Source organism: Pseudogemmobacter faecipullorum (assembly GCF_020539525.1).
In the GTDB taxonomy this organism is placed as follows: Bacteria; Pseudomonadota; Alphaproteobacteria; order Rhodobacterales; family Rhodobacteraceae; genus Pseudogemmobacter; species Pseudogemmobacter faecipullorum.
Genome location: NZ_JACDXX010000006.1, coordinates 165,180 through 190,651 on the forward strand (window position 1 = coordinate 165,180; position 25,472 = coordinate 190,651).

Consider the following 25,472-nt stretch of genomic DNA (forward strand, 5'->3'; position numbering starts at 1 on the left):
TAAAATCAGGCAGATGGCAGGCATTGCAGGCGGATCAGCGCAGGAAGGCGGCCCGGCTCTGGCGGCGGGCACCGGGTGAAAGAGGGCAGGTATGGCAGTAGGTGTATTCGATTCGGGCCTTGGCGGTCTGACAGTGCTGGATGCGGTGTCAAAAGCGCTGCCCGAAGTGCCCTTTGTCTATTTCGGTGACAATGCCCATGCGCCCTATGGCGTGCGCACCCCCGATGACATTTACAATCTGACCTGCGCTGCCACTGAAAGGCTCTGGGCCGAGGGCTGTGATCTGGTGATTCTGGCCTGCAATACCGCCTCGGCCGCGGCTCTGCGCCGGATGCAGGAGAGCTGGCTGCCCGCCGATAAGCGCGTGCTGGGGGTTTTCGTGCCGCTGATCGAGGCAATGACCGAGCGCAACTGGGGCGATAACTCGCCGCCGCGCGAAGTGGCGGTGAAACATGTGGCTTTGTTCGCCACCCCGGCCACGGTCTCCTCGCGCGCCTTTCAGCGCGAACTGGCCTTCCGCGCCATCGGCGTTGATGTCGAGGCCCAGCCCTGCGGCGGCCTTGTGGATGCGATTGAACAGGGTGATGAAATGCTGGCCGAGGCGCTGGTCAAAAGCCATGTCGAGGCGCTGAAGCGGCGGATGCCAAAGCCTGAGGCGGCGATCCTTGGCTGCACCCATTATCCGCTGCTCGAGCCGGTGTTCCAAAAGGCGCTGGGTGCCGGGGTGAAGGTCTATAGCCAGGCCAATCTGGTCGCGGCCAGCCTGAGTGATTACCTGAAGCGCCGCCCGGAAATGCTGGGCCCGGGGCGTGAGAGCAAATTCCTGACCACCGGCGATCCCGAGGCGGTCTCGACCCATGCGACCCAGTTCCTGCGCCGCAAAATTGAGTTTGTCGCCGCCTGAGCCATCGGGCCAGAACGAAAAAGGGGCCCGTTCGGGCCCCTTTTTTACTGCTGTGGTCAGGAAGAGAGGGGGCACTGCCCCGGCTGGCGGGGCCAGCCTGCCTCGGGATATTTTTCGACAGATGAAATCAGCCGAGCGGGGCGAGCAGGGTCTTCAGCGCCGCCGAAGGGTTTTCTGCCTGCCAGATTTCCTCGCCAATGCCGAAGAAATCGGTGACCGGGCCGAAACGACCGATCAGCTCAGCGGTCAGCCCGCCCTCGGCAATCACCGGCACTTCGATCATTTCCGACCACCATTCGAACAGGTCGAAATCAGCGCTGGTGCCATCGCCCAGCCCGGTTTCGCCCACCGGCGTAAAGGCCACGTAATCGGCCCCGGCCTCGGCGGCATTCAGCCCCTCATGGCGGGTGACGCCACAGCCGGCGCCGATGATCGCATCCGGGCCCAGCTCTTTGCGCGCCGCGCGCACCGAGCGCGCGCCATCGGCCAGATGCACCCCGTCGAGCCCGTGGCGCTGCGCCAGCAGCAGATGGCTGTCGATCACCACCGCCACATCGCGCTGATGCGCGATCTCGCGGCACAGATCGGCGGCAATACCGAGGCTTTCGCTGTCTTTGGTGGCGAGCGAGATGCGCAGGCAGGCGATCTCATGCTCATCGAGCACCCGGGCCAGCTGATCGGCAAACAGATCGGTGCGGAAGGTGGGCGGGGTGATCAGATTGATTTGCGGGCGGTCTTCAGCAGACATTCTCGGGCTCCGGCAACGGTCGGGGGCAATAGGATCGCCGGGGATTAGCAGGGTTTTGGGGTTTTGGCTACCAGGCGGCTGAGCCCCCCCTGCGCCTCTTTCTGCGGCCCCCTCTGCCTGGGGGGCTGCGGCCTTTGCTCTTTGCTGCTCCGGGCCGGGCGCGACATCTGCTTTGCTTGTAGGCCGGGGCCGGGCAGGGTAGTCACGCGCAGCTTTTGCGCAGAAGAGAGGGCCACCGATGGCTGAGGCAGAGAGTATAACCCCGGTGGTGGTGCTGGTGCGGCCGCAGATGGGCGAGAATATCGGTGCCGCGGCGCGTGCCATGCTGAATTTCAGCCTCGACCGGCTGCGCATCGTTGATCCGCGCGATGGCTGGCCGAACCCGAAAGCCAATGCCATGGCCTCGGGCGCGGGGCGGGTGCTCGATCAGGCCGGGATCTTCCCCGATCTGGCCTCGGCGGTGGCGGATTGCGATTATGTCTTTGCCACCACCGCGCGCTCACGCGAGCTGGTCAAAGAGGTGGTGACGCCGGAACGCGCCATGGCCTCGGCGCGCGAAATGGCGGCGCAGGGCAGGAAAGTGGCCATCCTGTTCGGGCCGGAACGCGCCGGGCTGGAAAATGCCGATATCGTCCATGCCAATGCCATTGTCACCGTACCGGTGAACCCCGAATTCTTTTCGCTGAATATGGGCCAGGCGGTGCTGCTTCTGGCCTATGAATGGGGCCGTCAGGGCAGTGAGGTGCCGGCAAGTGTGATGGGCCTTGCCCGTACCGAACTGGCCAGCCGCGAAGAGATCACCCGGCTGGGCGATCATTATGAAGAGCGGCTGGAGGAGGCGGGCTTCTTCTTTCCCGAGACCAGGGCCGAGGGTATGCGGCTGAGCCTGCGCAATATGTGGGGCCGTCTGGGCCTGACCCGCGCCGAGGTGCAGAGCCTGCATGGTATGCTGCGCCAGATCCTGTTTCGCAAAAATCAGGGCTGAGGAGCGAAGCCCCGCCAGGGCCTCACGCTGTGGCCTTTACGGAGCCTAGCGGATCGGCGAGATTGCGCAAAAGTGCATAACAGTGAGGCAGGCTTATGATTACGCGCAGAGTTTTTTCGCTGACCGCCGCCGGAGCCCTGCTTGCGGGCTGCGTGGGCGGCGGCACGCGGGGCGGCGCAGGTCTGTCCGGATCGCGTGAGACCGCCGCGCCACGCGCGGTGGCTAATCCGGGCTGGGACGCCTGGGTTGAGGGCTATAAGGCCCGCGCCACCGGGCGGGGCATTTCTTCGGCTACGGTGAACAGCGCCTTCCGCTCGGCCGGCTTCCTGCCCGATGTGATCGAGAAAGACCGCAATCAGACCGAGTTCAGACGCTCGCTCGAGGATTACCTCTCGATCGCGGCCTCAGATGAGCGGATCTCGCTCGGGCGGCAGATGATGGCGCGCTATGGCGGGGTGCTGGCGCAGATCGAGGCCCGCTACGGGGTCGAGGGTCATGTGGTTGCCGCCTTCTGGGGGCTGGAAAGCTTCTTCGGCACCAGGCGCGGCAATGTGCCGGTGGTCTCGGCGCTCTCAACCCTGGCCTATGACGGGCGGCGCGGCGCTTTCTTTGAAGGCCAGCTCGACGGTGCTCTGCGCATCCTGCAATCGGGCGATACCACGCCCGAGCGGATGATCGGCTCCTGGGCGGGGGCGATGGGCCATACTCAGTTCATCCCGACCTCCTATCTGCAATATGCGGTGGATTTCACAGGCGACGGGCGGCGCGATATCTGGTCGGATGATCCGACCGATGCTCTCGCCTCGACCGCGAATTATGTGAAGCGCACCGGCTGGCAGACCGGCCTGCCCTGGGGGATGGAGGTGGCGCTGCCTTCCGATTTCAACCCGGGCCTGCTCGGGCGCGGCAAGGGGAAATCGGCGGCGGAATGGTCGGCGCTCGGTGTCTCGCGCGCGGGCGGCGGCGGCGCGCTGGCCTCCGGTTCGATCATCGCTCCGGGCGGGGTGGGCACGCCCGCCTTCCTGCTGACGCAGAATTTCAACGTGATCCTGCGCTATAATAATGCCGAGAATTACGCCATCGGCATCGGCCATCTGGCCGACCGGCTGCGTGGCGGCGGGCCGGTGCGCGCCGCTTTCGGGCCGGATGCCAATGGGCTGACCAAGGCGCAGCGCCAGGAGCTGCAGTCGCGCCTGACCGCCCAGGGCTTTGACACCGGCGGCACCGATGGGGTGATCGGCCCGAAATCGCGCGAGGCGATCAGCGCCTTCCAGGCGCGGCGCGGCATGGCGGTGACGGGTGAGCCTTCGCCGGCGCTGCTGGCGGCTCTGCGCTGAGGCAACGGAAAAGGGGCGCTGCGGGCGCCCCTTTTATGTCAGGCCTTTCCTGAGTTTTTCAGGCCCTGACGATTTTTTCAGGCCCTGACGATCCTTGGCTGGCCCGCCGCATCGGCGAAATGCTCCAGCACCGGCGTGGCGCCATGGCTTTGTGACAGGCGCAAAAGCGCGAAGCGGATCGCGGCCAGTTCGCGGTAATAGCGCAGGAAGGCGGTATTGATCGCCGCGCCCGAAAGCGCGCCCAGCACCGGCACCGCCTGGGCCGCCAGCTTTTGCCCGAGCGCGGTGGCCAGTTTCGGCGCGACGCTGGAGATCAGCCCGTGCAGAGCCGGGCCGGTCAGTGTGGCGCGGGCCGAGAATAAAGCCGTATTAACCCCGTCATCCGCCGCCATCGGCGAGCCCGAGCCAAAGGTGCGCAGAGCCTCGGCCATGATCCAGGGATCCTCGGGGTCAAAGCCCGCCTTCACCGCCTCGCGCCGGATCGCATGCAAAAGCACGGTGATGGTGAAGGGCAGTTCGGCAATCGCGCCGGGCAGACCCGCCGCCCCGCCGGCGAGGCCAGCGGTCAGCGCCGCCGCCGTGGTGCCGTAATCGCCGCTGCCGGGCAGGCGTCCGCCCTGGCGCGCCAGGCTGTATGAGCTTTCCAGCGCCCGGGCGGTGATCTCCTCGATCCGCTGCGTCATGGCTTTGGGCAGGGCGGGCAGCTGATGCTCGATCCTGCCGCCAAAGCGGGTCAGCAGCGTCATCACCGGGCCATTTGCCTTTTTCCAGCGCAGCGCCAGCGCCCTGATCTCGGCCAGGGCCGGGGCAGGCAGCGGCATCGGAGGGGGGGCTGCGGTGCGGGCGGCAGGTGAGGCGCCGCCAGAAGCCTCATGATCTGATATGTTCATCGCTCAGATATGGGAAGGGAGGGCGCAGCTGCAAGGGGCGGCAGGGCAGCCGGGGCAGAGCCCTTCCCGCCTCTCTGCGCTGCAGGCGTAACCGGAGCGGGGCAACCGGAAGCGGGGTAGCCGGGGAGTGGCAGCCGGGGCGAGACAACCGGAGCGAGACAACCGGAGCGGGGCAACCGGAGCGAGGCAACCGGGGGGCGGGCGTCAGGGCGCCGGATCGGCAGCGGCGCGGCTGACCCGGCCGCGGATGCCCTCCCAGGCGCCGGGTTTCAGCTCAAAGCCCAGCACCCGCTCGGGGTTGGTGGGCGGGGGCATTTCGACGCCCTCAAGCTTTTTAAAGCCAAAACGTCTGTAATAGGGCGCGTCACCGACCAGCAGCACCCGCTCCCAGCCGAGGCGTCGCGCCTCGACAAGGCTTTCATTGATCAAAAGCGCCCCCAGCCCCTCGCCCTGATGCGTCGGATGCACTGCAACCGGCCCGAGCAGCAGAATGCTGGCCTCGCCGACCAGGGCGGGCCAGTAGCGGATCACCCCGGCCAGCTGGCCTTCGCTGTCGCGCAGGCACAGACATAAAGGCGCGATCATCGGCACGCCATCGCGCAGCCGATATGAGGAAAGTGCAGTGCGGCCGGGCGCGAAGCAGAGGTCGTAAAGCGCCTCTACCTCCCACCAGTCGGCCTCGGTTTCTTCTGCAAGACTATACACGTCCGGCCAGATCCTCAGACTTTGTCAAAGCTTTGCGGGAGGGGGCAGAATGCCGCCACCCTCCGGCGAAAAGCGGCGGCTCAGAGCGCGCGCCAGCCAATGTCCTTGCGGCAAAAGCCCTCGGGCCAGGCGATGCCACCGATCATCTGATAGGCCGCATCGCGGGCCTCGGCCAGGGTCGCACCGCGTGCGGTGACATTGAGCACCCGGCCGCCGCTGGCGGTGATCTGGCCGTCTTTCAGGCTGGTCCCGGCATGGAAGACCATATGGCAGCTGTCTTCGCTCAGCTGGTCGAGCCCGCCGATCACCGAGCCTTTGACATAGGCCCCGGGATAGCCCTGAGCTGCCATCACCACGGTGATCGCATGATCATCGGCCCAGTTGGCCCGGGCCTGATCGAGGCGCCCCTCGGCGCAGGCCAGCAGCAGATCCAGCGCCTGGCCGCCGAGGCGCATCATCAGCACCTGGGTTTCTGGATCGCCGAAGCGGGCATTATATTCAACGAGGCGGGCGCGGCCATTCTCGATCATCAGCCCGGCATAGAGCACGCCCTGATAGGGGGTGCCGCGCCTGGCCATCTCGCGGATCGTCGGCAGGACGATCTCCTCAAGCGCCTGCTGCTGGATCGCGGGCGTCAGCACCGGGGCCGGGGAATAGGCGCCCATTCCGCCGGTATTCGGGCCGGTATCGCCCTCGCCGACGCGCTTATGATCCTGGGCGGTGCCAATGGGCAGCATATTCACCCCATCGGTCAGGATGAAGAAGCTGGCCTCTTCGCCTGCCATGAATTCCTCGATCACCACCTCGGCCCCGGCGGTGCCGAATTCACCGCCGAACATATCGTCAATGGCCCCGAGCGCCTCTTCCAGGGTCATAGCGACGATCACGCCTTTGCCGGCGGCCAGGCCATCGGCCTTGACCACAATCGGCGCGCCTTTTTCGCGGATATAGGCTCTGGCGGCATCGGCCTCGTTAAAGCGTGCCCAGGCAGCGGTCGGCGCGCCACAGGCGTCGCAGATCTCTTTGGTAAAGCCTTTCGACACTTCCAGCTGCGCCGCTTTGGCGCTGGGGCCGAAGGTCAGGATACCGGCGGCGCGGGTGGCATCGGCAACGCCGACCGAGAGCGGTGCCTCGGGGCCGATGACGACGAAATCAATGGCATTGGCCTCGCAGAAGGCCACGACTTTGGCCGCGTCCATAATGTCGAGCGCCGCGGTTTCGGCAAGGCCCGCAATCCCGGCATTGCCCGGGGCGACGATCAGGCGGTCACATTTCGGATTCTGGCGCAGGGCCCAGGCCAGAGCATGTTCGCGTCCACCGCTGCCGAGAATAAGAATGTTCATCGTGCCGCTCCGTCCTTTGCCGTTTGAGCCGCCTGATAGAGGCCTCGCGCCCGGGTGGCAAGCGCGGAGGGGGCGCTGCCCCCGGCGCGCTTGCGCCTCCCCGGGGATATTTCAGGACAGATGAAAAACCCCGGGAAAGTCATCTGTCCTGAAATATCCCCGCCGGAGGCCCCGGAGCATCCGGGAGGGGCTGGGCCGGGGCAGGGGATCTGGACAAGTGTTTCTGATTTGTTCATGGTGAAGCAATGGAAAATCCCGATCAGATCCCGGATGATATTCTGCCCGCGCTGGCGGGGCAGCGGCTGCAGCGCGGCGTGTCGCGGCTGTTGCGCAGCTTTGATTTTGCCGCGGTTGAGGAAATGCCGCTGGCCGGAAAACTGCGCGCCGATATCATGGCTTTGGGACCGAAGGGCGAGATCTGGATTGTCGAATGCAAATCCAGCCGGGCCGATTTCCGCGCCGATCGCAAATGGCAGGGATATACCGGATATTGCGACCGGTTTTTCTGGGCGGTGCCGGTGGATTTCCCGCGTGAGATCCTGCCAGAGGGGGCGGGGCTGATCCTTGCCGATGCTTTCGGCGGCGAGATTGCCGGGATGGCGGCCGAGACGGCGCTGGCTCCGGCGCGGCGCAAGGCGGTGACGCGGCTCTTTGCCCGGGCCGCCGCTTTGCGGCTGCAGGCCCTGCGGGACCCGGGGCTTGCCCTGCGCAGCGGCGGCTGAGGCTCAGAACAGCCCGAGCTGATCGCCTTTGCTGAAAGGCACCGAGAACAGATCCGTGCGCAGCTGCAGCCGGGTCTCATTCAGCCCCAGCCGCTGCGTGGCAGTGCGGAACCGGTCGCGGATCAGCCGTGACCACAGCCCCTCGCCGCGAAATCTTTTGCCAAAGGCGGGGTCATAGTCTTTGCCGCCATGCAGATCGCCGAGCCGGGCCATGATCTTCGCGGCCCGCCCCGGAGCGCAGCGGCTGAGCCAGTCCTGAAACAAAGGCGAGACCTCGCGCGGCAGGCGCAACAGGATCCAGCTGGCATGTTCTGCCCCCGCCTCTTTTGCCGCGCCGAGCACTGCCTCGAGCTCATGATCGGTGAGGCCGGGGATCACCGGGGCCAGCATCAGCCGCACCGGAATGCCCGCCTCGCTCAGCCGCCGGATCATCTGCAGCCGCCGGGCCGGGGCCGGGGCGCGCGGCTCCATCCGCCGCGCCAGCCCGGCATCGAGCGTGGTGATGCTGATCCCGACCGATACCAGGCCCTTTGCCGCCATCGGCGCCAGCAGATCGATATCGCGCTCGATCAGCGTGCCGCGGCTGGTGATATCGAGCGGATGGTTAAAGGCGGCAAGCACCTGCAGCACTTCGCGCATCACCTGATATTTTGCCTCAACCGGCTGATAGGGGTCGGTATTGGTGCCGATGGCCATCGGCCCGGGCCGGTAGCTTTTTGCGCGCAGCTCACGGTCGAGCACCGCGCCGATGCCGGGGCGGGCCAGCAGCCTCGTCTCAAAATCCACCCCCGGCGAGAGATTGAGATAGGCATGGCTCGGCCGGGCATAACAATAGACGCAGCCATGTTCGCAGCCGCGGTAGGGATTGACCGAGCGGTCAAAGGGCAGATCGGGCGAGCTGTTGCGGCTGATCGCCGAACGCGGCTGTTCAAGCCGCACCTCGGTCTCAATCAGGCTATCCTCAACCGGCAGATCCCAGTCATCGGCAAAGGCCTCGCGCACCAGCCCCTCAAAGCGGCCGGTCTCATTGCTGGCAGCACCCCGGCCGCGCAGCCTGTCCCCCGCCATCAGCCCCGCACCGGGTGGCGAGACGGCGGGTGGCGAGAAGGCGGGCGGTGGCGCGGGTCGATGACTGAGCAGCGGCAGATCTGCGGGCGGGCCGGGGGAACGGGGCATGTGATTCACCTGGAAGGAAGGTGAACAAATGTAGAACAATCTTCAGCCCGGGGGAAGGCTTTGCTGGCGGAAGTCGGCTTTCTCTCGGCGTATGTCGCAAACTGCCAAGGCGTCATGTCGGTTTCGGCTCATGCAGGGGATCAGGATTTTCCTTACGCCCATCCGGAGTGCGCCATGGCTGATGACGATGAAATCATTCTCTCCGAACTTCCGGATGAAGAGCTGGTCCTGCAGATGCATGATGACCTTTACGACGGTCTGAAAGAAGAGATCGAGGAAGGCACGCGCATCCTGCTCGACCGCGGCTGGACACCCTATGATGTGCTGACCGGAGCGCTGGTCTCGGGGATGAAAATCGTCGGTGACGATTTCCGCGATGGCATTCTTTTCGTGCCGGAAGTGCTGCTCTCGGCCAATGCGATGAAAGCGGGGATGACCATCCTCAAGCCGCTGCTGGCCGAAACCGGCGCGCCGCGCATGGGCAAGATGGTGATCGGCACCGTGAAGGGTGACATTCACGATATTGGCAAGAACCTCGTCGCGATGATGATGGAAGGCGCTGGTTTTGAGGTGGTCGATCTTGGCATCAATAATGCGGTCGAGAAATATCTCGAGGCGATTGCCACTGAGCAGCCCGATATTCTCGGCATGTCGGCACTGCTGACCACCACCATGCCCTATATGAAAGTCGTGATCGATACGATGAAGGAAAAGGGCCTGCGCGAGGATTACATCGTGCTGGTCGGCGGCGCACCGCTGAATGAGGAATTTGGCAAGGCTATCGGCGCCGATGCCTATTGCCGCGATGCCGCGGTTGCGGTGGAAACCGCGAAAACCCTGGTTGCGCGCAAGCATAATCAGCTGAGCGCCTGAGCGGGCGTGTCGGGGCGGGGTGATCTGTCCCCGGCCTTTGCCACTCAGAGATCAGCCCCCGGCAGAGCGGAAAACCGTTGGCCGGGGGCTTTTTCTGCGCAGCGCCCTGACAACACCACCCGCAGCACTTGCGGCTGATCGCGAATCTTCCCAGATTAACCCTGTGGAGGGGTTATCTATGCCTTTGACGTCCTTTCTTGGTCTGATCGCTCTGGTGATTTTTGCCGCCGCGCTGACGCTGGTTCTGGCCTTTAATGCCGGGGTGCCGCTGATCGCGCTGAGTTTTGCCGCCCTTGCCGGCAGCCTGATCATGGGCGCAAGGCAATGGCGCTGATCCTCATCTGATGCGCCGCGGCCGTGCCTCGCGCCTTGCTGGCCAGGATCAGGCGCCCCATATGGCAGGGCCTGCGGCGCGGGGCGATGGCCATCTGCAGCCCCGGGATACGGGCGCCGCGCTGCCATCAGATGACGTGCTGGCCCGGCAGGGACTGGCGGCCAGGGGCGAGGGCAGGGTGCTGCTGATCGCCTGCGGCGCGCTGGCGCGTGAGATCCTTGATCTGAAGCGGGTGAACGGCTGGGACCATCTCGATCTGCAATGCCTGCCGGCCAATCTGCATCTCTGGCCCGACCGCATCACCCTGGCGGTCGAGGCGGCGGTGCTGCAGCACCGGGCGGATTATGCGCAGATTTTCGTGGTCTATGCCGATTGCGGCACCGGCGGGCTGCTGGCTGTGAAATGCGCCGAGCTGGGGGTGGAGATGGTCGAGGGGCCGCATTGCTATTCGTTTTTCGAGGGCAATGCCGGGTTCGCCGAACGGGCCGGGGCTGAGTATACCGCCTTTTATCTGACCGATTTTCTGGTGCGGCAGTTTGATGCTTTTGTCTGGAAACCCATGGGGTTAGACCGCCATCCTGAGCTGCGCGATATGCTGTTTGGCAATTATGACCGGCTGATCTACCAGGCCCAGACCGATGATCCGGCGCTCGATGCCAAGGCCGAAGCCTGCGCGGCGCGGCTGGGGCTGGCCTATGAGCGCCGCTTTACCGGCTATGGCGATCTGGCCCCGGCGCTGGCGCGGCTCTGATCAGCCCTGCTGGCTGGCCTGTTGCTGATACCAGGCAAGGCAGAACAGCCGGATGGCCGAGGCCAGACCCTGTTCGGACCGGCGCGCCTCGTCAATCTCAGAGGCAAGCGCATTGACCGAAAGGCCGCGCGTCCGCGCGATCCGGGTGAAGGCCTGCCAGAATTCATCCTCAAGCGTGACGCTGGTGCGGTGCCCCCTGAGGGTGAGGGAATGTTTGACCTGTACCGACATGGCTCTCAGTCCTGATCCGGTTGCGGGGCAGGGCCTGGCGCCGCTTCCCCCGAGCTCTGATCGCGTTTTGCGCTGTCGAGCGCGCGGGCGGATTGCTCGGCCCGCGCTTTCTCAAGATCTTTCTCAGCCTTCGTGCGGCCGAATTTCACTGCATTGGCGTCAGCCCTGGCGCGTTTCGCAACGCGGTCCTTTTCCTTGCGGAAGCGGTTCAGGCTGACGATTTCTGCCATGGTGCTGATCAGTCCTTCGGGCCGATCATATCCTCGGGCCGCACCACGCGGTCAAAGGTCTCGCCATCGACAAAGCCAAGCGCAATCGCCTCTTCGCGCAGAGTGGTGCCGTTCTTATGCGCGGTTTTGGCAACTTTGGTGGCATTGTCATAGCCGATGGTCGGGGCCAGAGCCGTCACCAGCATCAAGGATTCCTTCATCAGCTTGTCGATGCGGGCCACATTGGCCTGGGTGCCGACCACCATATTATCGGTGAAGGACGAGGCCGCGTCACCGAGAAGCTGCATCGACTGCAGCACGTTATAGGACATCATCGGGTTATAGACGTTCAGCTCGAAATGGCCCTGCGACCCGGCAAAGCCGACAGCGGCGTCATTGCCCATGACATGGGCGCAGACCATGGTCAGCGCCTCGGCCTGGGTCGGGTTGACCTTGCCCGGCATGATCGAGGAGCCCGGCTCATTTTCCGGCAGGATCAGCTCGCCCAGACCCGAACGCGGGCCCGAACCCAAGAGACGCAGGTCATTGGCGATTTTGAACAAAGCGCCGGCCACGGTCTTCAGCGCGCCCGAGAACATCACCATCGCATCATGTGCGGCCAGCGCTTCGAACTTGTTCGGAGCGGTGACAAAAGGCAGGCCGGTGATCGTGGCGATCTCGGCCGCGACGCGGGTGTCATAGCCCTTTTTGGTGTTCAGCCCGGTGCCGACAGCAGTGCCGCCCTGGGCCAGCTCATAGATATCGCCGAGGCACATTTTCACCCGGGCAATGCCTTTATCGACCTGGGTCGCATAGCCCGAGAACTCCTGACCAAGGGTCAGGGGCGTTGCATCCTGGGTATGGGTGCGGCCGATCTTGATGATGTCTTTGAACTCATCCGATTTGGCCCAGAGCGCTTTTGACAGCTTTTCCAGACCCGGGATCAGCAGATCGCGGGCATGCATGCCGATGGCGACATGCATCGCGGTCGGGAAAGTGTCATTCGACGACTGACCCATATTCACATGGTCATTCGGATGGACCGGTTTTTTCGAGCCCATCACCCCGCCGAGCATCTCAATCGCGCGGTTCGAGATCACTTCATTGGCGTTCATATTCGACTGGGTGCCCGAGCCGGTCTGCCAGACCACCAGCGGGAAATTATCGTCGAATTTGCCCTCGATCACTTCCTGAGCGGCGGCCTGAATGGCTTTCGACAGCTCCGCATCGAGCTCGCCCTGGGCGGCATTGACGATGGCGGCGGCTTTCTTGATGACGCCGAGCGCGCGGATCACCGGAACCGGCTGCTTCTCCCAGCCAATCGGGAAATTGATGATCGAACGCTGGGTCTGTGCGCCCCAGTATTTATCGGCGGGAACCTCAAGCGGGCCAAAGCTGTCGGTTTCGGTGCGGGTCGCGGTCATAGAAGCCTCCTGCAAACTCTCGCGCCTGCTCTAGCGCAGCGCGGCAGGGGGGGCAATCAGTATACTATGGCATACATGGTGGCGGGGGAAGCAAGGCCGGGGGCCAGCCCCCGGACCCCCGGGATATTTGCACAAGGGGAAAGGCTAAGGGCCACAGTGCTTGCGGAAGCGTCAGGCCTTGCGGGGGCGTCAGGCCTTTCGGAAACGGTAGACCCGGGCCGGGGGCAGATTGGCCCAGATTTTATGGCCCCGGTTCACCTTCAGCCCCAGCTCAGCGATCAGCCCGGGCGGCAGCGGCGGGCGCTGGCCATAGGTGAACTGCACATAGCTGCCGCGCGGGGCCAGAATGTCGAAAGCGGCGGTAACGATGGCCTCGCGGATCTCATCGGGCATCGACAGCAGCGGCAGGCCCGAGATCACGGCGCAGACCTTGCCCCTGATCAGGCGGGCGGCGGTCTCGGCCCCGGCCTGATGCACGGTCACGCCGGGGAATTTGCGGCGCAGATAGGGGACGAATTCATCATCCAGCTCGAACAGGGTCAGCTTTTCGGGCGGCAGGCCGCGGGCCAGCAGGGCTTCGGTAAAGCGGCCGGTGCCGGGGCCGAATTCGACCACCTGGCCCGAGCCCGGGCCAATCCCGAGGGTCATGGCGCGGGCGAGGGTACGCGATGAGGGGGCAATGGCCGAGACCTGGCGCGGATTTCGCAGCAACCGGCGCCGGAACAGCGCCAGATCGCTTTCTGGCTGAAGGGCGCCGTTGCCGCCGGTCATCAGGTCTTGCGGAACTGATCGAGGCTGACAACCTCTGCCTTGCGCGGGCCGGGATCCTCGCCGCTGCCGGGCTGATCCCCGGCCTCTGCGGCGCTCTCTTCTCCGGCCTCGTCTTCCTCCTCGTCTTCCTCATCCTCATCGGACTGGCTTTCAAAGCGCAGGCCGAATTCGACCGAAGGATCAACAAAGGTACGCACAGCATCGAAGGGGATCACCAGCGGCTCGGGCGCATTGCCGAAGTTGAGCGTGATCGAGAAGCCATCCTCAGTCACCTCAAGCCCGGAATACCAGTGCTGCAGTACCACCGTCATTTCCTCGGGATAGCGCTCGCGCAGCCAGTCGGCGATCGCCACATCGGGATGGGTGGTGTCAAAGGTGATGAAGAAGTGATGTGCGCCCGGCAGGCCATGGGCGGCGACATCTTCCAGAACCGAGCGGATCAGACCGCGCATGGCCCTGTGCATCAGATTTCCATAGTCGATTGCGCGTGTCATCCGGATCCTCGCCGTTTTCCTGGTCAGCATAGGGGATTTGGCGCTCAAGAAAAGAGCCAGGCCAGAGCTTGCAGTATGATTAAACCTTCTGGCCTGAATTATAGAAAATTCCCCGGGATGCAACTGTCCCCCGCCCGCTGCCGCATCGGGCTGCCGCAGCGGGCGGGGGGCCGGATCACCGCGCAGGCGGGCAGGGCCGCCGGGAATCATCCCGGGCGCGGTCCGGGCGCGGTCTGGGTGGGCCGGTCCGGGCCCTCTGCCCCCCGGGCCCTTGCGCGCATTCAGCGCGGAGAAGCAGCCACACCCCGGGCTTTCCTGGTGCATGGGGCAAGAAAGCTGTTCGTACCGGGCCGGGTTTCCGCTACCTCTCATCTGCCCTGCGAAAAAATGGCCGCGGCCCGGGATCTGACGATGACCGCATCTACCCGCCTCTTTTACTTTGCGAATGACGAGCCCGGATGGATGCCGGTCAGTCATATGGTGCGTCTTGCCGCCCGGCTGCTCGAGGCGCAGCAGCTCGATCTTGCCGGGCCCGGGCCCGGATGGCCGGGCCGGCTGCGCGCCACCCTGTTGCGGCCCGGGCGGGGCGGGCAGGGCGGCGATATCTATATTCTGCGCTCGCCCGCCGAGCTGCCGCTGGTCTTTGCCCATCCGCAGTTTGCCGCGCCGCGCCGCTTCCGGGCCCTGTGGATCATCGATAGTTTCTGGACCGATATGCTGATGCGCCCGGTCCGGCATATGCTGTCGAAATTTGATCTGGTGGCCTATATGCGCAAAGGCGATGGCCCGGAGTATCAGGCGCTCTGCGGGGCGCGGGCGCGGTTCCTTGGCTGGGGGGCGGATGTGCTGGATCTGGGCTCGGGCGCCGCAGAGCGGCCGATTGATGTGCTGCGCATCGGCCGCCAGCCTGAGGCCTGGGATGATGATGCCCGCACCGCTGCCGCCTGTGCCGCCCGGGGCCTGACCTTCCATGGCCGCCCGCCGTTTCCGGCCCGGGCCGAGGGCCAGCAACAGGCGCTGATGGCAGATTGGTATGGCCAGAGCAAATTTGTCATCGCCCATTCCAATCTCGCTGCGCCCGCGCCCTATACCCATCCGACGCGCGAATATATCACCGCGCGCTGGACCGATGCGATTGCCTGCGGCGCGACCATTGCCGGGGCCCAGCCCAAAAGCGATCTGAGCCTGGTCAGCTGGCCAGGCGCTGTGCTCGATACCGGGGCGATTGATCTCGAGCGCAATCTTGATCAGATCGCAGAGGCGCTGCGCGGCTGGAGCCCGGCCAGGGCGGCGGAAAACCACCGCCAGGCGCTGCGCCATCTGGACTGGCGCTGGCGTCTGCGCGATCTGGCCCGGGCGCTTGACTGCGGCACGCCGGGGCTTCAGGCCGAGCTGACCCGGCTCGAGGCCCGGCTCAGCGCCGCCGCCTGAGGCCTGTGCCGGCCTGGCCCGCCACAATGCGCAGCGCCAGGGGATGTTTGCGCAGATCTCCGCCCCGGACGACAGGGGTGATTCGCCGCAAGCCCCGGCAAGGCCGTTTCTTCTTTCGCAACAGCCACTGCATCCAGGCGAGATTGACGCTGATCACGCAACAGAATGTTGCAGGGCCTTTGCTGAGGCGGATCGGTTGATGGCACCAGGATCGCGCGGCAGGGCCGGCTGGATTGATGCCGGTCAGGGAACAGAAGCGCGGCAGCTCATGGCGGGGAATTCAGGGTTGCTTATGATTTGATTGTATAATTATTCGCCTGCTGCGGGTGGATTACCGGGCTTTCGTGAAACCCTGAACCGTGGATATGCCTTTTTATTGCCATAATTTAGCGGGGCCCTGGTCAGGGATTACGTAACCTCTGCCCTATTCCTGCCGTTTTTCACTTCCCACCGCCGGGCCGGAGCGGTAGATGTTTAACGTCAGCTTAAGACGTATAGGCCGTGGGGGCGGTCGTATGTTGGTGGGCGTCTCAATTCAGACGCGATGGGCTACGAGTGTGCTGCTGTTCCGGTCGTCCGGTGTTTCGATTTTTCGAAGCGGCTTTTATGAGCCGGCATCCCCTCATCCCAGACACCTCCATCCGGCGGGTCGCACGGTTCCGTGCGCGGATCCGTTGCATTGATCGGCTCCGGCTCAGTCCGGGCGCAGAAATGGGATGGAGCTGCGGAGCACCGCGGGTCATTTTGACGAGGGATTATAATGCCGGTTTTCACGCTTTTCAGTTTCGAACAGGCAACCACAGATTATATCCGTGATGAGGCCCTGGGGAATGGACCGCAGGACGGCTACCTCTATGGTGATGCTTCGGCCGGGGGCGGCGCGCTGACGCTGAACGGCACCACCGCCTATGCCAAGATCTTCCCGGTGCTTGAGCTGCAGATGAACCAGGGCACGATGGGGCTGAACTTTACCCCGGCCGGGCTGCCCGCGAGCGGCAATCAGACCGTGGCCTCGCGCGATAATGCCGGGCTGAATGAGGGCAGCCTCAGGGTTGAGATCACCCCGGATGGCCGGGTGGTGATCACCCATGAGGGCGAGGGCAGCGAAACCGTTTTCTCGACCGGGGCGGGCTTCTTCGGCCCCGGCGATGAAATCAGCCTCAGCTATGCCTGGGACAGCGATGGCCCGGGCGGGCTGAGCATTGTCAACACCAGTTCCGGCCTGACCCATAGCGAGGCGGTCCCGGCCGGGCTGACCACGGAAATGGCCGGCTATGGCCAGCCCTGGGTGCTGGGCGCGGGTCAGAGCACCGCGACCGGCCCGGAAAATCCGGCGATCACCGATTACTTCCAGGGCACAATCAGCCATTTCTCGCTGTCTGATACGGTGGATCACCCCATCCCGGGCGGGCGTGACGGCATTGTCTATGGCACGCCGGGTGATGATCTGATCGATCACAGCTATATCGACAGCGATGGCGACCGTATCGACAGCGATGATGCGCTGATCCCGGGCGACGCTCCGAATGACGACCGGGTTTATGCCGGTGACGGCAATGATACGGTGCGCGCGGGCGAGGGCGATGATACCGTCTTTGGCGGTCACGGCGATGACCTGATCTATGGCGGCAATGGCGATGATCTGCTGCATGGCGATCAGGGCAATGACACGATCTATGGTGGCATTGGCAATGACACCGTCTATGGCGGGGATGGCGATGATCTGATCGACACTTCCGGCCCGGTCACCGCTTTGCCCGATATTGACTACCCGGGCTATTACCCTGCTGATGCCACTCCCGATGATGACCGCGATCTGGTCTATGGCGGCGCGGGCAATGATACGATCCGCACCGGCGATGATGCCGATACCATCTATGGCGGGGCCGGCGATGACCGGATCGACAGCGGCATTGACGCCGATCTGGTCTATGGCGGTGACGGCAATGACACGCTGATCGGCGGCGAGGGCGCGGATACGCTCTATGGCGGCGATGGCAATGATCTGATCTATGGCGGGCTGGATGACAGCATCGGCGAGGCGCTGGATATTCCCGATGACCGCGACCTGCGTCCCGACAATAACACCGATCTGATTTATGGCGGTGCGGGCAATGACACGATCTATGGCCGCGATGATAATGACACGATCTACGGCGGTGCCGGCAATGATCTGATCTTTGGCGGCATCGACAATGATCAGCTGTTTGGCGGCGGTGGCAATGATACGCTGAACGGCGATGACGGCGATGACATCCTGCATGGCGAGGGCGGCAATGATCTGCTGAACGGTGGCGCGGGCGATGACACGCTCTACGGCGGCAATGGCGCAGATACGATCCATGGCGGCGCCGGCGCCAATGTCGCCTATGGCGGCGCGGGTGCCGATCTGATCAATGTCTCCGGTACGGGCGATACCGTCTTTGGCGGAGCCGACCGTGATACCATCATCATCGAGACCCAGGGCGCCGGGATTGGCAGCTATATCGACGGCAATGAGGAGGGCGATGATTACGACACGCTCGACCTCACCGGCGCTGGTCCGCTGCGCATTGATTACGATCCGGAAAATGCCGAGAATGGCCGCGTTCATTTCCTCGACAGCGATGGCAATGAGGTCGGCCATCTCGATTTCCGCAATATCGAGAATGTCATCCCCTGCTTCACCCCCGGCACGCTGATCGCGACGCCGCGCGGTGAGGTTCTGGTCGAGGAACTGCGTGCCGGTGACCGGGTGATCACCCGCGACAATGGCATTCAGGAAATCCGCTGGGTCGGGGAAAAGCCGCTGACCGGCCAGGAACTGGCACAGAACCGGCATCTGCAGCCGATCCTGATCAAAGCGCATAGCCTTGGCCATGGCCTGCCCGAGCGCGATATGCTGGTCTCGCCGAACCACCGGATTCTGGTCGCCAATGACCGCACCCAGCTTTACTTCGATGAGCATGAGGTGCTGGTGGCGGCGAAACATCTGATCGGCGCGCCGGGCATTCAGCAGATCACCTCGGTCGGCACCAGCTATATCCACTTCATGTGCGACCGCCATGAGGTTGTGCTGTCCGACGGGGCCTGGACCGAGAGCTTCCAGCCCGGCGATTACACGCTGAAAGGCATGGGCAATTCGCAGCGCAGCGAAATTTTCGAGCTGTTCCCCGAGCTGCAGACCGAGGCCGGGCTGCAGGGCTATCAGGCGGCGCGGCGCACGCTGAAAAAACACGAGGCGCGCCTGCTGTCGCGCTGATCTGCGCGGATTATACCAGTTATGCAGCGAACCCCCGGCACCAGGTCAGGGGCGAGAGGAAAGGGGCTCCGCAAGGGGCCCCTTTTTTGTTTCATGGCACCGCCCCCGCGCGGGCACGGAAAAAAAAGCCGGGGAAAGCCCCCCGGCCTTTGAGGCTGCTCTGCCGGTGATCAGCCGCGCATCCTGCCGCCGTCATCCCAGATCGGGGCGAGATGGATGCGGGCCGGGCGGCGTTGGCCGAGGATCTCTACCTCGAGCGCGAGGCCGTCCTGCACCTTATCGGCGGGGATGAAACCCTGCGCCACCGAGAGGCCGGTCCAGTGCGAATAGCCGCCCGAGCTGCACCAGCCGATCACTTCACCCTCAAGCCAGACCGGCTCCCAGGCCACGACATCGGCCGCATCAGCCTCAATCACCATCGGCACCAGGCGGCGTTTCGGCCCCTCGGCACGTTCGGCGAGGCAGTGGCCCTTGCCGATCCAGTCGGCGGGCTTGTTCCAGTCGATGAAACGGTCAAGCCCGGTCTCACCCGGGGTGTAATCGGGCGAGAACTCGCGCCCCCAGGAGCCGAACCATTTATCAAGACGCAGGCTCATCATCGCCCGCATACCGAATGGGGTGATGCCGAGATCGGCCCCGGCCGCCATCAGCCGGTCCCAGAGCGGACGCACCGCCATCTGATCGCAGAAAATCTCATAGCCAAGATCGGCGGTATAGCTGACGCGCTGCACGAGGCAATTGGCCATGCCGATGGTCAGGGCTTTGACATCCATGAATTTAAAGGCTTCGGCGCTGACATCGGCGCGGGTCACCCGCGCCAGCAGCGCGCGCGCTTTTGGCCCGGCAATGGTAAAGCCCGAGCGGTTGTCCGAGATATTCTCAACCCTCACCCCCTCGGCAGCATGGGCCTCAAACCAGCGCATATGCCAGGCCTGGGCGCCATAGCTGGCGGTCAGCTGGAAGCGGGCTTCCGTCAGACAGGAGACGGTGAAATCGCCGATGATCTTCCCCGAAGGCGCCAGCATCGGCGTCAGCGAAATCCGCCCTGGTTTCGGGATCCGCCCCGCCATGATCCGGTCGAGCCAGGCCCGGGCGCCGTCGCCCGTGACCAGATATTTACCGAAATTCTGCAGCTCATTGATGCCGACGCCGCTGCGCAGGCCTTTCACCTCACGCGCTGTCGCCTCCCAGGCGTTGGATCGGCGGAAGGTCGGGGTCTCAACCCGCGCCTCGCCGGGAAGGGCGAAATAATTCACCACCTCCAGCCCGTATTGCTGGCCCCAGACCGCGCCCATTTTGTCGAAAACATCATACATCGGCGTGGTGCGGCAGGGGCGGGCGGCCGGGCGCTCTTCATTGGGGTAAGAGACGTTGAACCGCATCTGATAGTTTTCAATGACTTTCGGCACGGTATAGCCGGGCGAGATCCAGGGGCCGAAACGCGCCACGTCAAAGCCGCGCGGATCACGCTCCACCTCGCCCAGGATCATCCATTGCGCCAGCGCCAGCCCCATGCCGCCGCCCTGGCTGAACCCGGCCATTACCCCGCAGGCCGACCAGTAATTCTTCAGCCCCGGCACCGGGCCGATCAGCGGATTGCCATCGGGGGCAAAGGTGAAGGGGCCATGGATCACCCGTTTGACGCCCGAACGCTCCAGCACCGGGAAGCGTTTCCAGGCGAAGGCGACGCTGTCGGCAATCTTGTCGTAATTCTCGTTCAGCAGCTCATGGCCGAAGGTCCAGGGCGTGCCGTCCAGCGCCCAGGGCTCGCAGGGTTTTTCATAAAAACCGATGCAGAGCCCCCGGCCTTCCTGGCGCAGATAGCTTTCGCCGCCCGGATCCATCACATGCGGGAATTCGCGGCCCTGTTTCAGAAGCTCCATGATCTCGGGAATGTCTTCAGTGACCAGATACTGATGCGCCATCGGCAGCAGCGGCAGATAGACCCCGGCCATGGCGCCGACCTCGCGCGCCCAGAGGCCAGCGGCATTGACCAGATGCTCGCAGGTGACAGTGCCTTTCTCGGTCACCACCTCCCAGCCCTCGCGCGTGGGGCGGGTCTCCAGCACCCGGTTGTGCAGCACGATCTCGGCCCCGGCCATCCGCGCTGCCTTTGCATAGGCATGGGTGGTCCCCGAAGGGTCGAGATGGCCATCAAGCGGATCGTAAAGTCCGCCAAGAATGCCGTCGAGATTTACCATGCCATCGGTGCGCTCGGCGATTTCGGCGGGCGAGAGGATCTCGGTATCAAGGCCCATATAGCGATGTTTGGCCCGCTCGGCCTTCAGCTGCTCGAACCGGGCCGGGTTATCGGCGAGGGTGATGCCGCCGACATGATGCAGCCCGCAGCTCAGTCCGGTGATCGCCTCCAGCTCTTTATAGAGCCGGATCGTATAGCCCTGCAGCGCCGCCATATTGGTGTCGCCGTTCATGGTGTGAAAGCCGCCTGCTGCATGCCAGGTCGAGCCCGAGGTCAGCTCGGAGCGCTCGATCAGCATCACATCGGACCAGCCGAGTTTGGTGAGGTGATACAGCACCGAGCAGCCGACAACGCCGCCACCGATGACCACTACGCGGGTATGGGATTTCATCCGTTCACTCCGGCAGATCTGAGGGGTTGGTGTCTCAGAGTGAGCCGGAACGCCTGGCAAAGGCAGGCCCGTTCGCGACCGGTGAGGGTCGCAAACGGGGAGAGAGCGGCCCCGGGGTTATTTTTCCGGGATCAGGCCGCGCGGGGCAAAGCGCAGCACGAGCAAGAGAATGACCCCCAGCGACAAAAGCCGCATATGCGCCGCCGATTCCGCCAGCTGGGTTTTCAGCGCGCCATTGGGCAGACCGGCGGTGATCCAGCCCATCAGCTGCGGCCCGAGGAATTCGACCGCCAGATAGAGCCAGCCGATCAGCACGCCGCCAAGGATCGCGCCCCAGTTATTGCCCGAGCCGCCGACGATCACCATCACCCAGATCAGGAAGGTAAAGCGCAAAGGCGTATAGGAGGGTGGCGTCAGCTGGCCCTCAAGCGAGGTCATCATCGCGCCTGCAAGCCCCACCACCGCCGAGCCGATGATGAAGATCTGCAGATGGCGGAATTTGACATTCTTGCCCATGGCGGCGGCGGCGATCTCATTATCGCGGATCGCCCGGGTCATCCGGCCCCAGGGGCTGTTGAGCGCGCGTTCGCAAAACCAGATCAGCACCAGCAGCACGGCGCAGAACAGGGCGGCATAGATCAGCTTGACCATGATCGCCGAGGTCGAAACCGGGTCGAGACCGGCCGCGCTGACGCGGGCGATAAAGCCCGGATCGGCCTGGAGCGCCACCTCATAGGGCACCGGCCAGGGCCGGGGCAGGTCGATCAGGTTTTTCACCCCGCGCGCCAGCCAGTCCTCATTGCGCAAAACCGCGATGATGATCTCGCCAATGCCGAGCGTGGCAATGGCGAGATAATCCTCGCGCAGGCCAAGCGCGACCTTGCCGATCACCCAGGCCCCGGCCGCGGCAAACAAAGCCCCGACCGGCCAGGCCCAGAGCGAATTCAGCCCCAGCCCGCCAATATGGCCGGCCTGGGCCGAATTATTGGCCTCGACCGCGGCGACCGCAGGGTCGAGCAGGGCGCGGTAGATAAAGAAGCAGATCAGCAGGAACAAAATAGAGCCAAGGCTGCGCGGCGCGCCCTGCGGCAGTTTGCGGCTCATCCGGATCGTCAGGGCAATGGCAAGAATGCCAAAGGCGAGGGCGGACCAGATCGCGGGCGTGCCCGCCTCCCAGGCGCCCGGCACCGGCTTGCCCGAGACCAGCACCACCGCCAGGCCGCCAAGTGCCACCGAGCCGACGATCCCGGCCGAGAACAGTCCGGCCCAGCCCCATTGAATATTCACCCCGATCGCCATGATCGCCGAGAGCAGCGCGAGATTGAGGATATTGAGCGACAGGTTCCAGCTCTGGAACATCCCGGTCAGGATGAACAGAAGTCCGACACCGGCGAAAAGCGAAAGGTTGCGGGTGGTGGCCGACATATCACTTGCCCCCCATAATGCCATTGGGCCTGACCAGAAGAACAATGATCAGGATCACAAAACTGACCGCGACCTTGTAATCGGTCGACAAAGCCTGCCAGAGCCCATCGCCCAGCCAGTCACCCGGCATCAGATAGCCGAGGATCTTGCGCCAGGCATTGGTGACCAGAATTTCCGAGAAAGCGATGACAAAGCCGCCGAGGATCGCGCCGACCGGCGAGCCGAGCCCGCCGACAATCGCCGAGGCAAAGATCGGCAGCAGCATGCCGAAATAGACGAAAACCCGGTAGTTTTTATCAAGGCCGTAAAGCGTGCCGGCAATGGTGGCCAGCGCGGCGGCAATGATCCAGGTCAGCATCACCACCCGGTCGGGGTTGATGCCCGAAAGCAAAGCCAGATCCTCATTATCCGAGAAGGCGCGCATCGATTTGCCGGTGCGGGTGCGGCCGAGGAACCAGAACAGAGCGATCACACAGATCACCGCCACCAGAACCGAAATCGCCTGGGTGGCGCGGATCGCCAGCGGCTCGGCCAGCCCGGTAAGGGCTTTGAAATCATTCGGCGCCAGCAGGAAACGCCCGCCATCGTCGAATTTGACCTCGCGGGTGCCGAGGATCATCCGCACCAGGCCGTTCATCACGAACATCACGCCGACCGAGGCGATCATCAGGATGATTGGTTTGGCCTTCTGGCGGCGGTAAAAGCGATAGACCAGCCGGTCGGTGCCGAGGGCCATCAGCGCGGTGGCGGCAATGCCGAGGGGCAGGGCCAGCAGGGCCGTGGGCAAGGGCCCGGCGCTGATCCCCCAGGATTGCAGCGCCCAGGTGAAGAGAATGGTCATCACCGTGCCAAAGGCCATGGTATCGCCATGGGCAAAGTTCGAAAAGCGCAGCACCGAATAGATCAGCGTCACGCCAAGCGCGCCAAGCGCCAGCTGGCTGCCATAGGTCAGCCCGGGCACCAGCACGAAATTGGTAAAAGCCACGAGGGCATTGAGCAGATCCATCACAGCACCTCACACTGGCCGATGACCTTCAGCGCGGTCTGGCCGCCCTCAAGGATCAGATAGGTGAAGGCCTGATCGGCCTCGCGGAAGGCGAGGATCTCGGTCTGACCCTGATCGGTGCCGGCGCTCCAGCGCCAGATCGGCGCCGGTCTGGTCTGCGCCATGCTCAGCGCCGCGCCGTCGCGCTCGAGCGTGGCCTCAGCCGCGCCCATGCCGCTAAGGGTCAGTTTCAGCGCATCCTCTCCGGCGGGCTGGCAATCCGTGCCGCCCTCGCAGATTTCAGCGGCGCGGCAGTCAAGCCCGGCCGCGCCCGCGCTCTGCGCAAGGCCCAGGAGCAGAACCGCCGGTGCGAGACAGTGACAGAAACCGGCCATGGTTAACCCCCGAGGAAAGACTTGCGGACCTCGGGGTCGGCGAGAAGCGCGGCCCCGGTGTCGGTATAGCGGTTGCTGCCCTGAACCAGCACGAAACCTTTGTCAGCGATTTCAAGTGCCTGGCGGGCATTTTGCTCGACCATCAGGATCGAGATCCCCGAGCGGGCAATTTCGATAATGCGGTCAAAAAGCTCATCCATGACGATGGGCGAAACCCCGGCTGTCGGCTCATCGAGCATCAGCACCTTTGGCCGGGTCATCAGCGCCCGGCCCACCGCCACCTGCTGGCGCTGGCCACCCGAAAGCTCGCCCGCAGGCTGATTGCGCTTTTGCTTCAGGATCGGGAACAGATCATAGATCTGGGCCATGGTGTCGCGGATTGCCGCATCCTGGCGGATGAAGGCGCCCATTTCGAGATTTTCTTCGACCGTCATGCTGGTGAAAATATTATGGGTCTGCGGCACGAAGCCCATGCCTTTGCGGACCCGGGCCTGGGGGCTCAGCCTGGTGATATCCTCGCCATCGAGCCGCACCGTGCCCTGGCGCAGAGGCAGCATGCCAAACACCGCCTTCATCGCGGTGGATTTGCCGGCACCATTCGGGCCGACGATCACGGCAATCTCGCCTTTTTCGACCGAGAGCGTGCAGGAATGGAGGATATCGACCGGGCCATAGCCGCCGGTCATCGCCTCACCGATCAGAAACGGAGCGCTCATGCCTGTGCCTTCAGTTTGTTTTTCAGGCCGCGGCCCAGATAGGCCTCAATCACCCGCTCATTGGCGCGGACCTCGGCGGCGCTGCCCTCGGCCAGCACCTTGCCCTCGGCCATGACGATCACCGGGTCACAGATCCGGCCGATGAATTCCATATCATGCTCGATGACGCAGAAAGTATAGCCGCGTTCGCGGTTGAGGCGCAGGATCGCATCGCCGATGGTGTTGAGCAGGGTGCGGTTCACCCCGGCGCCGACCTCATCGAGGAAGACGATTTTCGCGTCGACCATCATGGTGCGGCCCAGCTCGACCAGCTTTTTCTGCCCGCCGGAGATCTGGCTGGCCTTGTGATCGGCAATATGGCTGATGGTCAGAAATTCCAGCACCTCATCGGCTTTGGCGCGCAGGCGTTCCTCTTCCTCGCGGATCTGCGCCCGGGAAAAAATCGCATTCCACAGCTTTTCGCCATGCTGGCGCGCCGGAACCATCATCAGATTCTCGCGCACCGTCATCGAGCCGAATTCATGGGCAATCTGGAAGGTGCGCAGCACGCCCTTATGAAACAGCTCATGCGGGGCCAGTCCGGTGATCTCTTCCTCACCCATGAACACCCGGCCCGAGGTTGGCGGCAGGCGTCCGGCGATCACATTGAAAAGCGTGGATTTTCCGGCCCCATTCGGGCCGATCAGCCCGGTGACCGTACCCTGACGGATGCTGAGTGAGGCACCGTCAACGGCGTGAAAACCGCCAAAATGCCGGTGAAGATTTTCGACCCGGATCATTGGACTACCCCC

The 25,472-nt window shown here is 64.1% G+C and carries 25 protein-coding genes; 9 read left to right on the forward strand and 16 right to left on the reverse strand.

The window, feature by feature from the left end; genetic code table 11:
• Nucleotides 1-91: 91 nt before the first annotated feature.
• On the forward strand, nt 92-904 hold the full coding sequence (gene murI, locus H0485_RS08560; RefSeq protein WP_226934950.1) for a glutamate racemase: 813 nt from the start codon (nt 92-94) through the stop codon (nt 902-904).
• A 127-nt stretch (nt 905-1,031) separates the two neighbouring features.
• On the opposite strand, the gene H0485_RS08565 is transcribed toward murI, so the two are convergent.
• Nucleotides 1,032-1,652 carry a thiamine phosphate synthase gene (locus H0485_RS08565; RefSeq protein WP_226934951.1) on the reverse strand — a complete coding sequence of 207 codons (621 nt, stop codon included), beginning with the start codon at nt 1,650-1,652 and terminating at the stop codon, nt 1,032-1,034.
• A 238-nt stretch (nt 1,653-1,890) separates the two neighbouring features.
• Here H0485_RS08565 and H0485_RS08570 point away from each other — a divergent pair, with 238 nt between their 5' ends.
• Nucleotides 1,891-2,637: an RNA methyltransferase gene (locus tag H0485_RS08570; protein ID WP_226934952.1), complete on the forward strand. Its 747-nt coding sequence runs from the start codon at nt 1,891-1,893 to the stop codon at nt 2,635-2,637.
• A 95-nt stretch (nt 2,638-2,732) separates the two neighbouring features.
• Nucleotides 2,733-3,974: a lytic murein transglycosylase gene (locus tag H0485_RS08575; protein ID WP_226934953.1), complete on the forward strand. Its 1,242-nt coding sequence runs from the start codon at nt 2,733-2,735 to the stop codon at nt 3,972-3,974.
• 77 nt (nt 3,975-4,051) lie between these two features.
• On the opposite strand, the gene H0485_RS08580 is transcribed toward H0485_RS08575, so the two are convergent.
• The 3 genes from H0485_RS08580 to purD all read right to left on the reverse strand — a co-directional run bounded on the left by H0485_RS08580 (nt 4,052) and on the right by purD (nt 6,912).
• Nucleotides 4,052-4,795 carry an EcsC family protein gene (locus tag H0485_RS08580; protein ID WP_226934954.1) on the reverse strand — a complete coding sequence of 248 codons (744 nt, stop codon included), beginning with the start codon at nt 4,793-4,795 and terminating at the stop codon, nt 4,052-4,054.
• 273 nt (nt 4,796-5,068) lie between these two features.
• Nucleotides 5,069-5,569, reverse strand: a complete 501-nt coding sequence (locus H0485_RS08585; protein WP_226934955.1) for a GNAT family N-acetyltransferase — start codon at nt 5,567-5,569, stop codon at nt 5,069-5,071.
• 80 nt (nt 5,570-5,649) lie between these two features.
• Nucleotides 5,650-6,912 (reverse strand): phosphoribosylamine--glycine ligase, encoded by a 1,263-nt coding sequence (gene purD, locus H0485_RS08590; protein ID WP_226934956.1) that lies wholly within the window; start codon nt 6,910-6,912, stop codon nt 5,650-5,652.
• A 245-nt stretch (nt 6,913-7,157) separates the two neighbouring features.
• On the opposite strand from purD, the gene H0485_RS08595 reads away from it, so the two are divergent.
• Nucleotides 7,158-7,634 (forward strand): MmcB family DNA repair protein, encoded by a 477-nt coding sequence (locus tag H0485_RS08595; protein WP_226934957.1) that lies wholly within the window; start codon nt 7,158-7,160, stop codon nt 7,632-7,634.
• A gap of 3 nt (nt 7,635-7,637) precedes the next feature.
• On the opposite strand, the gene H0485_RS08600 is transcribed toward H0485_RS08595, so the two are convergent.
• A complete protein-coding gene (locus H0485_RS08600) occupies nt 7,638-8,702 on the reverse strand; it encodes a PA0069 family radical SAM protein (protein WP_226935006.1) in 1,065 nt (354 codons plus the stop codon).
• 282 nt (nt 8,703-8,984) lie between these two features.
• Here H0485_RS08600 and H0485_RS08605 point away from each other — a divergent pair, with 282 nt between their 5' ends.
• The 3 genes from H0485_RS08605 (at nt 8,985) to H0485_RS08615 (ending at nt 10,768) form a co-directional block, all read left to right on the forward strand.
• Nucleotides 8,985-9,683 (forward strand): corrinoid protein, encoded by a 699-nt coding sequence (locus tag H0485_RS08605; protein ID WP_226934958.1) that lies wholly within the window; start codon nt 8,985-8,987, stop codon nt 9,681-9,683.
• A gap of 178 nt (nt 9,684-9,861) precedes the next feature.
• Nucleotides 9,862-10,017: a hypothetical protein gene (locus H0485_RS08610; protein WP_226934959.1), complete on the forward strand. Its 156-nt coding sequence runs from the start codon at nt 9,862-9,864 to the stop codon at nt 10,015-10,017.
• Between the two features lie 7 nt (nt 10,018-10,024).
• Nucleotides 10,025-10,768, forward strand: a complete 744-nt coding sequence (locus H0485_RS08615) for a DUF1638 domain-containing protein (RefSeq protein ID WP_435531489.1) — start codon at nt 10,025-10,027, stop codon at nt 10,766-10,768.
• On the opposite strand, the gene H0485_RS08620 is transcribed toward H0485_RS08615, so the two are convergent.
• From H0485_RS08620 to H0485_RS08640, 5 genes are all read right to left on the reverse strand, one after another.
• Entirely contained in the window at nt 10,769-10,999 is a 231-nt protein-coding gene (locus H0485_RS08620; protein WP_226934961.1) for a ribbon-helix-helix domain-containing protein, read from the reverse strand.
• A gap of 5 nt (nt 11,000-11,004) precedes the next feature.
• Entirely contained in the window at nt 11,005-11,229 is a 225-nt protein-coding gene (locus tag H0485_RS08625; protein WP_226934962.1) for a DUF4169 family protein, read from the reverse strand.
• 8 nt (nt 11,230-11,237) lie between these two features.
• Nucleotides 11,238-12,632, reverse strand: coding sequence for a class II fumarate hydratase (gene fumC / locus H0485_RS08630; protein WP_226934963.1), 1,395 nt, complete (start codon nt 12,630-12,632; stop codon nt 11,238-11,240).
• 189 nt (nt 12,633-12,821) lie between these two features.
• Nucleotides 12,822-13,403: a class I SAM-dependent methyltransferase gene (locus H0485_RS08635; RefSeq protein ID WP_226934964.1), complete on the reverse strand. Its 582-nt coding sequence runs from the start codon at nt 13,401-13,403 to the stop codon at nt 12,822-12,824.
• On the reverse strand, nt 13,403-13,897 hold the full coding sequence (locus H0485_RS08640) for an SspB family protein (protein ID WP_226934965.1): 495 nt from the start codon (nt 13,895-13,897) through the stop codon (nt 13,403-13,405). The genes H0485_RS08635 and H0485_RS08640 overlap by 1 nt, the downstream gene beginning before the upstream one ends.
• 411 nt (nt 13,898-14,308) lie before the next feature.
• On the opposite strand from H0485_RS08640, the gene H0485_RS08645 reads away from it, so the two are divergent.
• Both H0485_RS08645 and H0485_RS08650 read left to right on the forward strand, forming a co-directional pair.
• Nucleotides 14,309-15,328, forward strand: a complete 1,020-nt coding sequence (locus H0485_RS08645; protein ID WP_226934966.1) for a hypothetical protein — start codon at nt 14,309-14,311, stop codon at nt 15,326-15,328.
• 760 nt (nt 15,329-16,088) lie between these two features.
• Nucleotides 16,089-18,569 carry a Hint domain-containing protein gene (locus tag H0485_RS08650; RefSeq protein ID WP_226934967.1) on the forward strand — a complete coding sequence of 827 codons (2,481 nt, stop codon included), beginning with the start codon at nt 16,089-16,091 and terminating at the stop codon, nt 18,567-18,569.
• 170 nt (nt 18,570-18,739) lie between these two features.
• Here the strand turns inward: H0485_RS08650 and H0485_RS08655 are convergent, their stop codons facing one another.
• From H0485_RS08655 to H0485_RS08680, 6 genes are all read right to left on the reverse strand, one after another.
• Entirely contained in the window at nt 18,740-21,160 is a 2,421-nt protein-coding gene (locus tag H0485_RS08655; RefSeq protein ID WP_226934968.1) for a GcvT family protein, read from the reverse strand.
• A 117-nt stretch (nt 21,161-21,277) separates the two neighbouring features.
• On the reverse strand, nt 21,278-22,585 hold the full coding sequence (locus tag H0485_RS08660) for a branched-chain amino acid ABC transporter permease (protein ID WP_226934969.1): 1,308 nt from the start codon (nt 22,583-22,585) through the stop codon (nt 21,278-21,280).
• A 1-nt stretch (nt 22,586) separates the two neighbouring features.
• On the reverse strand, nt 22,587-23,591 hold the full coding sequence (locus H0485_RS08665) for a branched-chain amino acid ABC transporter permease (protein ID WP_226934970.1): 1,005 nt from the start codon (nt 23,589-23,591) through the stop codon (nt 22,587-22,589).
• Complete coding sequence (locus H0485_RS08670) at nt 23,591-23,965, reverse strand: hypothetical protein (protein ID WP_226934971.1); 375 nt, start codon at nt 23,963-23,965, stop codon at nt 23,591-23,593. Before H0485_RS08670 ends, H0485_RS08665 begins: the two co-directional genes overlap by 1 nt.
• A gap of 2 nt (nt 23,966-23,967) precedes the next feature.
• A complete protein-coding gene (locus H0485_RS08675) occupies nt 23,968-24,681 on the reverse strand; it encodes an ABC transporter ATP-binding protein (RefSeq protein WP_226934972.1) in 714 nt (237 codons plus the stop codon).
• Nucleotides 24,678-25,460 carry an ABC transporter ATP-binding protein gene (locus H0485_RS08680; RefSeq protein WP_226934973.1) on the reverse strand — a complete coding sequence of 261 codons (783 nt, stop codon included), beginning with the start codon at nt 25,458-25,460 and terminating at the stop codon, nt 24,678-24,680. Before H0485_RS08680 ends, H0485_RS08675 begins: the two co-directional genes overlap by 4 nt.
• Nucleotides 25,461-25,472: the final 12 nt, after the last annotated feature.